Raw genomic sequence first — 12,504 nt, 5'->3', positions numbered from 1 at the left:
ATAAGTATGAAAGTCATATTTGGTACTGACCCGATTAAATATCCACTAACAGGAATTGGTCGATATGCTTATGAGTTAGCCAACTGCTTGAATGAAAGCCCTGAGATATCTGAGCTTTCATTTCTTCAGGGACATAAGCTAAGTAAGATGATACCGCGAGCCAAGGAAACTAGTTCTTCGAGCCAGGGATTACGTCATCTAGCGCAAAAAAGTAAGATTGTTTCAGAATTATATCGGCTTACAGCTCCTTGGCTGAAAACGTTAGTACTTAAAAAACACCCCGATGCAATTTATCACGGACCTAATTTCTATTTGCCTCCTAAAGTTGGGCCTAGTGTAGCGACTTTTCATGACCTGTCCGTCTTTACATTGCCGCAATGTCATCCTCCGGAGCGAGTCCGTTTCATGCAGAAAGAGTTATTATTGACCATGAAGCGTGCAGACATCTTAATTACCGACTCAGATTTTACCCGACGGGAAGTGATCGAATACTTCAATTTATCCGACAATAAAGTTTATTCAGCAAAACTGGCCAGCAGTGGCGACTTTTATCCCCGGGATCCTGAGTTGATTGCTGCTGTGATATCCAGTTATGGTCTTCAGGCTGGTCAATATTGTTTATTTGCGGGCTCAATTGAGCCGCGTAAAAATATCGAAACGTTATTGTCAGCCTATGAAAGATTATCTCTTGGATTACGGCAAGCTTACCCGCTAGTGCTTAGTGGTTTCAAAGGGTGGAAAAGCGAATTATTGCATGCCCGTTTTGAACGAGCCGAGCGTGAAGGGTGGCTATATTATCTCGGGTATACTAAGTCGGTTGATTTACCATATCTATTTGCAGGTGCTAGAAGTTTTATTTTCCCATCGCTGTATGAAGGGTTTGGATTACCAGTATTGGAGGCTATGGCTTCGGGAGTTCCCGTGGTGTGCTCCAATAGCTCCTCTTTACCTGAAGTTGTTGGCGAATGTGCGCTTACATGTGCCGCTTTAGATGTTGAAACCTTGACGGTTTTAATTGAAAAAAGCATTGAGGATAAGGTTTGGCGTGAGTCTGCAATCACAGGCGGTTTAAATTGGGCTAATACCTTCTCCTGGAAACGATGTGCTCAGGAAACAATTAAAGCCTATAAGCAGGTATTATAATATAATGATAAAAGTGCTACATTTTTATAAAACATATTATCCAGATTCTTTCGGCGGAGTTGAGCAAGTCATTTTTCAATTATGTGAGGGTGGGGGAAGTCGTAGTATTGACTCGACAGTACTTTCTTTGAGTAAGCGAGGCTCTATTGTAAATCAAAAAATAGGATCACATACGGTATACTGCTCACCAGTGAACTTTGAGGCAGCATCGACACCATTTTCATTTCAAGCGCTTAAAGATTTTAAAAAACTGGCTAGTCAGGTTGATGTAATCCATTACCATTTTCCATTCCCTTTTATGGATATGCTTCACTTTCTTTCTGGTATTAATAAGCCTACAGTTGTTAGTTATCATTCGGATATTGTTAAGCAAAAAAATATTTTAAAAATATATGCACCGTTAATGAATCGATTTCTTGGTAGTGTTTCGCGCATTGTTGCTGCGTCTCCAAATTATGTCGCTACAAGCGTAACTTTAAAAAAATTCGCTAATAAAGTGAGTGTTATCCCTTATGGCCTTGACGAGAAATCTTATCCGATACCAACATTAGAACGCCTTGAATTATGGAAAAATAAATTTGGTTCGCGTTTTTTCCTGTTTGTGGGTGCCTTTCGTTATTATAAAGGCCTTCATATTCTTATCAAGGCAGCTCAAAACTCAAGTTATCCGATTGTTATTGTCGGGGCTGGGCCTATCGAGTTGGAACTGAAAAAACAGGTTGAAGAGTTAAAAATTGATAATATTCATTTTCTTGGGGCTGTATCCGATGAAGATAAAGCAGCACTTTTGACTCTCTGTTATGCAGTAGTTTTCCCTTCTCATTTACGTTCTGAGGCTTTCGGCATCACTTTATTAGAAGGTGCAATGTATGGTAAGCCTCTAATCTCAAGCGAAATCGGGACAGGAACAACATTTATAAATATTGATCAACATACTGGAATAGTTGTTCCTCCATCGGATCCTACAGCATTGAGAATTGCTATGGATAAATTATGGGATAATGTTGAGCTATCAGAACAATTTGGTCACAATGCGAAAAATCGTTATTTAGAAAACTTCACCTCTGAAAAAATGGTTTCAAGCTATATTGATTTATATAATGAGATTATTAAAAAATAATTTTTGGCTTTAGTACTCATATTATTTAATAAGACTTATTTTTATTAATAGTCTAACACTTATTCAACTTCCTATTCATGAAACCAGACGAAATATTTACTGATATTCTAATAAAGTAATCAGGAACATTCTGATGTAAGCTTTAACGTAGATGAATAATGAATAACTCAAGCTTATTTTTCTTAATCCGCAGAATTAATCTAACCAGATTTAACTGTTCAAAGTTGAAGAGGTCATCGCAATGAAGTGTTTAAAAGCAGTCATTCCTGTTGCCGGGCTTGGCACCCGCATGTTGCCAGCGACCAAGGCGATTCCGAAAGAAATGCTGCCAGTAGTCGATAAGCCCTTGATTCAATATATTGTTAATGAATGTGTTGCTGCCGGGGTCAAAGAGATTGTATTGGTAAGCCACTCGTCCAAGAATGCAATAGAAAACCATTTTGATACATCGTTTGAACTGGAGGCGGCACTAGAGTCACGGGTCAAGCGGCAGTTATTAAAAGAGATTAAAAATATTTGTCCGCCGGACGTTACTATTATGCAAGTGCGTCAAGGTCACGCCAAAGGGTTAGGGCATGCAGTACTGTGTGCTCAACCGATGGTGGGCGATAATCCCTTTATTGTATTGTTGCCAGATGTGTTACTCGATGATTCAACAGCTGATTTGTCGACAGAAAACCTTGCTAGCATGATTAAGCGCTTTGAGGAGACCGGACGTAGCCAGATCATGGTGGAACCGGTGCCTCAAGCAGATGTTTCCAAATACGGCATTGCTGATTGCGGCCATGTCGATTTAGCACCGGGTGAAAGTACTCTTATGACTGCGGTGGTAGAGAAGCCTTCTATGGCTGATGCGCCGTCTAATCTCGCTGTGGTTGGGCGCTACGTTTTGTCCAAAGATATTTGGCCACTGCTGAAGAAAACTCCGCGCGGTGCTGGTGATGAAATTCAACTGACTGATGCTATCGCGATGTTAATGGAGCAAGAACCGGTTGAAGCTTTCCATATGACAGGTAAATCCCATGATTGCGGCGATAAATTAGGCTATATGAAAGCCTTCGTGACTTATGGTGTTCGTCATAATACTGAAGGTGAAAATTTTACAGCTTGGCTGAAACAGCAAATCAACTAATTCTGTTGTCATCGACAGAATATGAATAGATTTTTATTTCGCTTTATATAATCAGTAGGTTAATTATGACCAAATTGAAAGCAGTCATTCCAGTGGCAGGTTTAGGCATGAGAATGCTGCCAGCAACGAAAGCCATTCCGAAAGAAATGCTGCCAATTGTTGATAAGCCATTGATCCAATATGTGGTTAACGAATGTGTTGCTGCTGGCATCAAAGAAATTATTTTGATAACCCATTCGTCCAAGAATGCAGTCGAAAACCATTTCGACACCTCTTATGAACTGGAAGCCATGTTAGAGGCGCGAGTCAAGCGACAGCTATTGGATGAAGTGCAATCTATCTGTCCCCCGGGTGTGACTATTATGCATATTCGCCAAGGGCATGCTGAAGGATTGGGTCATGCTGTGCTATGTGCAAAGCCACTGGTGGGTAATGAGCCATTTGCAGTGTTGTTACCGGATGTATTGATTGATGATGCCAAATCAGATCTGACTAAGGATAATTTGGCTCAATTGGTTAAACGCTTTGATGAAACCGGTGTCAGTCAGGTATTGGTACACTCGGTCGAGCCAGAGGCATTATCTAACTACTCGGTGATTTCCTGCGAAAAGTCCGATTTGGCGGCGGGTGAAAGTAGCCAAATTAAAGCTATGGTCGAGAAACCACAAAGCCCAGTTGACCTACAGTCAAACCTGTCTGCTGTTGGGCGCTATGTTCTGTCTGCTGATATTTGGCCACTGTTGGAACAAACAAAGCCAGGTGCCTGGGGACGAATTCAACTGACTGACGCCATTGATGCATTGACGGAGAAGGTGCCAGTGGATGCTGTGGCCTTGACCGGACAATCCTATAACTGTGGTGAAAAACTCGGTTACATGCAGGCATATGTCGCTTATGGCCTGCGCCATCCGCAGCAAGGTGCTGAGTTTAAAGCCTGGCTGAAAGAATTTATGGTTTAACCAATGGTTAGAACAATGAAAAGCAATCCATGTGGTTGCTTTTTTTTTGTATAAAATTGGCGCGATAAATAAATCAGGTTGGCCGTTATCTCTGATAAAGCAAACGTGTGCGAACAGCAACTGGTCAGTTGTGCTATCTATCGCACCAATCACTACCCAGCTGACATAATCCTGAGTTAACATGTTTCCCACATCAAAAACCTGTTGGTCTTAGGGCCGGTAACAGGTGTCATCTCTCAGACAGGAGTTTTTTAATGTCCAAACAACAGATTGGCGTTGTCGGTATGGCGGTGATGGGCCGTAACCTGGCGCTCAATATCGAAAGCCGTGGTTATTCCGTTTCTATTTTTAACCGTTCATCAGACAAAACTGACGAAGTCGTTGCCGAGAATCCAGGTAAAAATCTGGTGCCGAGCTATACCGTAGAAGAATTTGTTGATTCACTGGAAAAGCCACGTCGTATCCTGCTGATGGTGAAAGCGGGTGAAGCTACTGATAAGACGATCGCTTCACTAACGCCACATCTTGATAAAGGTGACATTCTGATTGATGGCGGTAATACTTATTACAAAGATACCATTCGCCGTAACCGCGAACTTTCTGCACAAGGCTTCAACTTTATTGGTACGGGTGTTTCCGGTGGCGAAGAGGGCGCATTGAAAGGCCCATCTATCATGCCTGGTGGGCAGAAAGAAGCCTACGAGCTGGTTGCTCCTATTCTTGAGAAAATTGCTGCCCGCGCTGATGATGGCGATGCTTGTGTGGCTTATATCGGTGCAGACGGTGCTGGCCATTACGTTAAAATGGTTCACAACGGTATCGAATACGGCGACATGCAGTTAATCGCCGAAGCTTACTCTCTATTGAAACAGTCTTTGGGCTTGAGCAACGAAGAGCTGGCAAGCACCTTTGCTGAGTGGAACAAAGGCGAGCTGAATAGCTACCTAATTGATATCACTAAAGATATCTTTACCAAGAAAGACGAAGCCGGTAAATATCTGGTTGATGTTATTTTGGATGAAGCCGCGAACAAAGGTACTGGCAAGTGGACTAGCCAAAGTTCTCTGGACTTAGGTGAGCCACTGACACTGATCACTGAATCTGTATTTGCCCGCTACTTATCCTCTCTGAAAGATCAACGCGTTGCGGCCTCTAAAGTGCTGACTGGCCCAACAGTGAAACCTTTCGAGGGTGATAAAGCTGAGTTTATCGAGAAAATCCGTCGCGCATTGTACTTGGGTAAAATCGTGTCTTATGCGCAAGGTTTCTCTCAGTTGAAAGCCGCTTCTGAAGAAAATAACTGGGATCTGCATTACGGTGAAATCGCTAAGATTTTCCGTGCTGGTTGCATCATTCGCGCTCAGTTCTTGCAAAAAATCACTGATGCGTATGCCGAGAATGCTGATATTGCTAACCTGCTGTTAGCACCTTACTTCAAGCAAATCGCTGATGAATACCAACAAGCATTGCGTGATGTGGTGTCTTATGCTGTTCAAAACGGTATCCCAACACCGACATTCTCTGCGGCGATTAACTACTACGATAGCTACCGCTCAGCGGTGCTGCCAGCCAACCTGATTCAGGCACAGCGCGATTATTTTGGTGCGCATACCTATAAGCGTACTGATAAAGAAGGTGTTTTCCATACCGAGTGGATGGAGTAATCATTTTAACGGATTACGCGTTGTCTTAATTTTTTTGGCAAAGAGGATTCGATGACTTAAAACAGGTGGAATGCTCAGAAGAGTACAGCGTCCGCGCCAGGACGGTGCGGCTCGAGCCTCCAGGAATGGATTAATGGCGTCTTTACGATCTGAGTGTTTGTCCTGTCTTACTGCGGGCAACCAAAACGTCAGTATTTGATATTTGCCTTAATAAAAACGCCCTAGATGCTGAGTCGAGGGCGTTTTTTGCTGATAAGAAAAGCAATCAGGTAATTACTTCTCGTGACGTTCGCGCAGGCGACCTATCACTTTACTGAGATTCAAGTCCTGATCCTGCAATAACACCAGCAAGTGATACATCAGATCTGATGCTTCATTTGTTAGCTCTTCGCGGTCATTCACTGTCGCGGCGAGGGCAGTTTCTACCCCTTCTTCACCCACTTTCTGCGCGATACGTTTAGTCCCGCTGGCATACAGTTTTGCAGTGTAGGAACTGGCTGGATCTGCAGACTTACGCGAGGCTAACAACTGTTCTAGTTGATACAAGAAGCCCCAATCACTGGCAGCTGGCGCAAAGCAACTGTTATTGCCTAAATGACAGGTGGGGCCGATAGGATTGACCAGAATCAGCAGGGTATCATTATCGCAGTCTGGGTAGATATTAACGACATTGAGGAAATGGCCAGAGCTTTCGCCTTTGGTCCATAAACGCTGTTTAGTGCGAGAGAAAAAAGTGACTTTGCCGGTTTCTTCTGTCACAGCCAGCGCTTCTTTGTTCATATACCCCATCATCAGAACTTCGCCAGATATGGCATGCTGAACGATGGCTGGCATCAGATTGTCCACTTTTTCCCAATCCAGTTGGGTAATTTGTTGTTCGCTTAACACACTCTTATCTCCACGCCTTGTTCAGACAAATACTTTTTCAATTCGCTGATATTAATGATTTGCTTATGAAACACAGAGGCTGCCAGCGCGCCATCGACATCCGCATCACGGAAGGCTTCCAGGAAGTGCTCTGGTGTTCCGGCTCCGCCAGAGGCGATCAGTGGAACATGGCAGATAGTGCGCATCTGTTTCAATTGACGCAAATCGTAGCCATTACGCACGCCATCTTGATTCATCATATTCAGCACAATCTCACCGGCTCCGCGTAACTGGACTTCTTTTATCCAATCTTCGGTCCGCCAGGTGGTGGCTTTGGTCCGTTTTTCATCGCCGGTAAATTGATAAACCTGATAACTGTCACTTTCTTCGTCATACCAGGTATCAATACCTACCACGATGCATTGTACGCCATAGCGATCGGCCAGGCGGGTAATCAACGTCGGATCAGCCAGTGCTGGTGAGTTGATTGAGATTTTGTCCGCACCGAAAGTTAGGATTTGACCGGCATCTTCCACACTCTTAATGCCACCTGCGACGCAGAACGGAATATCAATCACTTCCGCAACTCGTGATACCCAACTTTTATCAACAACCCGTCCATCAGATGAGGCAGTGATATCATAAAATACTAGCTCATCAGCGCCTTCCTGTGCATAGCGCTGTGCCAACGGCACGATATCACCAATGATTTCATGATTGCGGAACTGGACGCCTTTAACCACTTGGCCGTCTTTTACATCCAGACAAGGAATTAACCGTTTTGCCAGCATGCAATCGCCTCCTTCACGTTAAATTTACCGTCCAAGAGTGCACGGCCGACAATCACACCTTGCACACCGCTGCTACGCAAACGGGCAATATCATCCAGGCAACCAATGCCGCCAGAGGCTTGGAATGCCACTTGTGGGTAGCGCTGGCACATTTCCTGATACAGCTCGACATTCGAGCCACTCAAGGTGCCATCGCGGGAGATATCCGTGCATAACACATGCTTTAGGCCGAAAGGCAGATATTGTTCGACAATCTGCTCCAATGTGGTGTCGGAGTTTTCTTGCCAGCCACTGATCGCCACTTCTTTGCGACCTGCATCATTAATACGTACATCTAGTGCCAATACAATGGCTTCAGCACCGTAGCGTGCAAACCATTGTTGCACCATTTCCGGCTGTTTAACGGCGGTTGAGCCAACGACAACACGCGTTGCACCAGCGTCCAGCAGTGCGACAACATCTTGCTCATTACGGATACCACCGCCAACTTGCACCGGGACATCAACACCAGCCAGTAGCTCACGCAACAGCGGGATCTGGCGGGCGGCGGGATCTTTAGCACCGGTCAAATCGACCAGATGTAATACTTGAGCACCTTGCTGCTGATAATCCTGCAAGCGCGGCAAAGGGTGATTGCCATAGTCGCGCTGTTGGCCGTAATCGCCCTGATGCAAACGCACCACCTTGCCTTCGATCAAATCCAAAGCGGGAATAATCATGGTGCTTACATCTCCAGAAAGTTTTTCAGCAATTGGGCTCCAGCGGCTCCGGAGCGTTCCGGATGAAACTGCACGCCAAAGAAGTTGTCTTTTTCGACAGCGGCGGTAAACGGCTCGCCGTAATTGGCTTGGGCGATGGTATTTGGGCATATTGGCATTGCATATCCGTGCACAAAGTAGAAATAAGTTCCGTCTGGGATACCGCGGAACAGATGATTGCCCGCCTGAGGCGTAATCTTATTCCAACCCATATGCGGCAGTGGCAAACCGAAGTCCATCATCTGTTTTACCGGCGTATCAATAATACCGAGTGTTTCAATACCGCCGCTCTCTTCACTGCTGGTTGCCAGCAATTGCATTCCGAGGCAGATACCTAGCACCGGTTGGGTGCAGCTCTTGATAAGTTCAATAAGATCACGTTGCTTCAACTGTTCCATCGCCGAGTGAGCTGTACCCACTCCGGGTAAAAACAGCTTATCGGCGCGCAGAACGATTTCCGGGTCACGGCTGATAACCGGTGCATAACCTAAACGCTGCACCGCGTAGGTGACAGAGGAGAGGTTGGCGCAACCCGTATCCAGAATCACCACATTCATCAAAGCACCCCTTTGGAACTTGGCAGAGTATTACCCTCAACACGGATCGCCTGGCGTAAAGTACGGCCAAACACTTTAAACAGACTTTCAACCCGGTGGTGATCGTTGCGGCCTTTGGTTTTCAGGTGCAGGGTGCAGGCCATGGCATAAGAGAGAGAGCGGAAGAAGTGCTCGACCATCTCGGTGCTCAGGTCGCCGACCCGCTGATAGTTAAACTCCGCTTTGTATTCCAAATGCGGCCGACCGGAAATATCCAGTGCGCAGCGTGCCAGGCATTCATCCATTGGCAGTACAAAACCAAAACGGCCAATCCCGCGTTTATCGCCCAGTGCGTTGTTAATCGCCTCACCCAATGCCAATGCAGTATCTTCTACGGTGTGGTGATCATCGATATAGAGGTCGCCACTGACCTGGATATCCATGCGGAAGCCGCCGTGAGTGGCGATTTGGTCCAGCATATGGTCGAAGAAGCCGACGCCGGTTTTTATCTTGCTACCGCCTTCGCGATCCAGCCAGACATCAACATCAATGGCAGTTTCTTTCGTGACACGGTTAACGTGAGCATGGCGATCGCGCTGGGTCAGTTGCTTGGCAATTTGTGACCAATTCAATCCATCGCGCTGATAACGCAAGCCACTGATGCCCATATTTTGTGCCAGTTGCAGGTCAGTCTCGCGGTCGCCGATAACATAGCTGTTGGCGTTGTTCATCACACCTTCGGCCAGATAGCTTTCGACTAATGCGGTTTTGGGTTTACGGCAAGCGCAGTTGTCCGCCGGTAAGTGTGGGCAAATTAAAACTTGCTCAAAATTGATCCCCTGAGAGCTAAAAATCTGCATCATCAGGTTGTGTGGTGGATCAAAGGTTTCTTGCGGGAAACTGGCTGTACCCAAACCATCCTGATTAGTGATCATCACCAAACGATAATCCGCTTTTTGCAGAGCTAATAATGCCGGGATCACATCTGGCTCCAGCGCCAGTTTCTCCAGCCGATCAACCTGATAGTCTTCCGGTGGCTCGGCAATCAGGGTGCCGTCTCTGTCAATAAAAAGAAATTTCTGGCTCATATCGTTTCCTTACGGAGGCTGGCAGTATTGGTATTATTCGGGCTATCAACACCTGGCAGGGGAATAAGGGCGGCAATCACGCGCTCACATTCCTGACGGGTACCAATTGTGATACGCAGGCAATTAGATAGGCTCGGTTGCTTGTTCTGATCGCGCAAAATAATGCCCTGATCCCACAGTGTTTTGAATACGCTACTGGAGGCGGTGAAGCGCGCTAATAAATAGTTACTTTCACTGATAAACACTTGCTCAACACAGGCGCAATTTTGCAACGCATTTTGTAGCCATTCACGATTAGCTTTCACTTCGCTTACCCGTTGGCGCATTTGCTCTAAGCCCTGCGGGCTGAGTGCCTGTGCGGCGATATCTGACACCGGTGTGGATAGTGGGTACGGCGCAATCACTTTAAGTAGCAATTGGATGATATCGCTGTTCGCCAGGGTAAAACCACAACGTAAACCAGCTAATGCAAAGGCTTTCGATAAGGTGCGCAAAATGACTAAATTCGGATAATCTTTTAGCCAACTGCTCACCGAAGCTTGTGGACAAAATTCAATATAGGCTTCGTCGATAACCACAATAGCGCGGCCTTGTGCCAACTCCAGCACTTCGCGCAAATCAGCCGGGTTGATCAAATTACCGGTTGGATTATTGGGGCTGCAAATATAGATCAGTTTTACCCGATCTAAACTTGCTTTAATCGCCGGTAAATCTAGCTGCCAATCCGCTTTGGTTTGTACGGCGCGCGATTCAACACCAAAGGTTTCGGCGCTGACGGCATACATACCATAGGTCGGTGGGCAGAACAGAATGGCATCTTGCCCCGGCTCGCAGAAGGCGCGGATTAGCAGCTCAATTCCTTCATCGGCTCCACGGCTGACCAAAACTTGATCCGTTGCTAAACCGGCATAAGCAGCGTAACGCTCGATAACCCGTTCAGGCTGGCATTCAGGATAACGGTTAAAGGTCTGCGCTGTTAGCTGATATTCTGTCGCTAATGGATATTCATTGGCATTGAGCCACACATCGCCATTACCGCCCAGACGGCGGGCAGACATATAAGGTGTCAGGGCACGGACGTTGGCGCGGGCCAGCTCCGTGACATTGGCAGATTGACTCATGTTTGCTCCTTTTGGGCGGCTGTCAGGGCAGCGACGCGTAGGGTAACGGCGTTTTTGTGGGCGGTCAGTTGTTCAGCCTGAGCCAGCGTTTCAATGGTTGATGCCAGACCCAGCAAGCCTTGCGGAGTTAATTGCTGCACGGTCATACGCTTAACAAAATCAGCCAATCCCAAACTGGAATAGGTTGAGGTGTAACCATAAGTCGGTAATACGTGATTGGTGCCAGAGGCATAGTCACCCGCGGATTCTGGCGACCAGTCCCCCATAAACACTGAGCCGGCATTATCAATTTTATCGATAATATCTTCCGGCTGACGTATTTGCAGAATCAAGTGTTCAGGCCCGTATTGATTGCTGATATCAATACATTGCTGCAAGTCTTTGGTGATAATCAAACGGCTACTTTCCAGTGCCTGACGGGCAATGTCAGCGCGGGACAATTGCTTAAGTTGTTGCTCAACTTCGACCGCAACGGCCTGAGCAATCGCGGCATCTGGTGTCAGTAAGACCACTTGTGAGTCTGGGCCGTGCTCAGCCTGAGACAGCAAGTCTGAGGCGATAAACGCCGGTGTCGCGCCGCTGTCAGCGATAACTAATACTTCTGATGGGCCTGCTGGCATATCTATCGCAGCACCATCTAAACGTTGGCTGACCTGACGTTTTGCTTCTGTGACGTAAGCATTGCCCGGCCCAAAGATTTTATTCACTTTCGGCACTGATTCGCTGCCAAATGCCATTGCAGCAATCGCCTGGGCTCCGCCAATTTGGAACACTTCCTGGATACCGCACAATTGCGCGGCATACAGAATTTCATCAGCTATAGGCGGAGGAGAACATAAAATAACTCGCTGGCAACCGGCAATGCGCGCTGGGGTGCCGAGCATCAATACGGTAGACAGTAGCGGAGCAGAACCGCCGGGGATATACAGGCCGACGGAAGCAATCGGGCGGGTGATTTGCTGGCAACGCACGCCCGGTTGAGTTTCAACATCCACCACTGGCATTTTCTGCGCGTTGTGGAAGATTTCAATATTACGCACCGCTTGCGCCATAGCTTGCTTGATGTCGTCATTCAAGCGGCTGGCAGCTGCGGCTATTTCATCGCTACTGATGCGAATATCAGCCACCTGCACGGTATCAAAGCGTTGGCTAAAATCACGTAAGGCGCTGTCGCCCTCGTCTTTCACCCGGTCAAGGATCTCACCGACTGTTGCGGTGATTCGCTCAGAAGCATTAATAGCCGGGCGGCTCAACAGCGCTTTTTGCTGTTCTTCGCTGCATTGCTGCCAGTCGATTAGGGTATTGAAATTCGTCGGCTGCATTCC

General features: G+C 46.6%; 12 protein-coding genes. 5 read left to right on the top strand and 7 right to left on the bottom strand.

Annotated features, from left to right (window positions below; all coding sequences use genetic code 11):
* Nucleotides 1–6: 6 nt before the first annotated feature.
* From ACF3VQ_RS13585 to gndA, 5 genes are all read left to right on the top strand, one after another.
* Nucleotides 7–1,143, top strand: a complete 1,137-nt coding sequence (locus tag ACF3VQ_RS13585; RefSeq protein WP_392431550.1) for a glycosyltransferase family 4 protein — start codon at nt 7–9, stop codon at nt 1,141–1,143.
* Nucleotides 1,144–1,147: 4 nt separating this feature from the next.
* Entirely contained in the window at nt 1,148–2,263 is a 1,116-nt protein-coding gene (locus ACF3VQ_RS13580; RefSeq protein WP_392431548.1) for a glycosyltransferase family 4 protein, read from the top strand.
* A gap of 241 nt (nt 2,264–2,504) precedes the next feature.
* Nucleotides 2,505–3,395 carry a UTP--glucose-1-phosphate uridylyltransferase GalU gene (galU, locus tag ACF3VQ_RS13575; RefSeq protein WP_392431546.1) on the top strand — a complete coding sequence of 297 codons (891 nt, stop codon included), beginning with the start codon at nt 2,505–2,507 and terminating at the stop codon, nt 3,393–3,395.
* Between the two features lie 65 nt (nt 3,396–3,460).
* Nucleotides 3,461–4,354 carry a UTP--glucose-1-phosphate uridylyltransferase GalU gene (galU, locus tag ACF3VQ_RS13570; RefSeq protein WP_392431544.1) on the top strand — a complete coding sequence of 298 codons (894 nt, stop codon included), beginning with the start codon at nt 3,461–3,463 and terminating at the stop codon, nt 4,352–4,354.
* A 254-nt stretch (nt 4,355–4,608) separates the two neighbouring features.
* Entirely contained in the window at nt 4,609–6,018 is a 1,410-nt protein-coding gene (gene gndA / locus ACF3VQ_RS13565) for an NADP-dependent phosphogluconate dehydrogenase (protein ID WP_050162624.1), read from the top strand.
* Between the two features lie 273 nt (nt 6,019–6,291).
* Here the strand turns inward: gndA and hisIE are convergent, their stop codons facing one another.
* From hisIE to hisD, 7 genes are read right to left on the bottom strand one after another with little or no spacing between them, the layout of a single operon-like run.
* The gene (gene hisIE, locus ACF3VQ_RS13560; RefSeq protein ID WP_392431542.1) at nt 6,292–6,906 is read right to left on the bottom strand and encodes a bifunctional phosphoribosyl-AMP cyclohydrolase/phosphoribosyl-ATP diphosphatase HisIE; all 615 of its coding nucleotides are present in this window, start codon (nt 6,904–6,906) and stop codon (nt 6,292–6,294) included.
* Nucleotides 6,900–7,676 carry an imidazole glycerol phosphate synthase subunit HisF gene (hisF, locus tag ACF3VQ_RS13555; protein WP_392431540.1) on the bottom strand — a complete coding sequence of 259 codons (777 nt, stop codon included), beginning with the start codon at nt 7,674–7,676 and terminating at the stop codon, nt 6,900–6,902. Before hisF ends, hisIE begins: the two co-directional genes overlap by 7 nt.
* A complete protein-coding gene (gene hisA / locus ACF3VQ_RS13550) occupies nt 7,658–8,395 on the bottom strand; it encodes a 1-(5-phosphoribosyl)-5-[(5-phosphoribosylamino)methylideneamino]imidazole-4-carboxamide isomerase (protein WP_392431539.1) in 738 nt (245 codons plus the stop codon). Before hisA ends, hisF begins: the two co-directional genes overlap by 19 nt.
* A 5-nt stretch (nt 8,396–8,400) precedes the next feature.
* Nucleotides 8,401–8,991: an imidazole glycerol phosphate synthase subunit HisH gene (gene hisH / locus ACF3VQ_RS13545; RefSeq protein ID WP_392431537.1), complete on the bottom strand. Its 591-nt coding sequence runs from the start codon at nt 8,989–8,991 to the stop codon at nt 8,401–8,403.
* Entirely contained in the window at nt 8,991–10,058 is a 1,068-nt protein-coding gene (hisB, locus tag ACF3VQ_RS13540; RefSeq protein ID WP_392431535.1) for a bifunctional histidinol-phosphatase/imidazoleglycerol-phosphate dehydratase HisB, read from the bottom strand. Before hisB ends, hisH begins: the two co-directional genes overlap by 1 nt.
* On the bottom strand, nt 10,055–11,179 hold the full coding sequence (gene hisC, locus ACF3VQ_RS13535) for a histidinol-phosphate transaminase (RefSeq protein WP_392431533.1): 1,125 nt from the start codon (nt 11,177–11,179) through the stop codon (nt 10,055–10,057). The genes hisB and hisC overlap by 4 nt, the downstream gene beginning before the upstream one ends.
* Nucleotides 11,176–12,501: a histidinol dehydrogenase gene (gene hisD / locus ACF3VQ_RS13530; RefSeq protein WP_392431531.1), complete on the bottom strand. Its 1,326-nt coding sequence runs from the start codon at nt 12,499–12,501 to the stop codon at nt 11,176–11,178. Before hisD ends, hisC begins: the two co-directional genes overlap by 4 nt.
* Nucleotides 12,502–12,504: the final 3 nt, after the last annotated feature.

Source organism: Yersinia fenwicki, assembly GCF_043099325.1.
Classification (GTDB): domain Bacteria; phylum Pseudomonadota; class Gammaproteobacteria; order Enterobacterales; family Enterobacteriaceae; genus Yersinia.
Note: the sequence above shows the minus strand (reverse complement) of the source record. Positions and strands in the feature narration are given on the sequence as shown.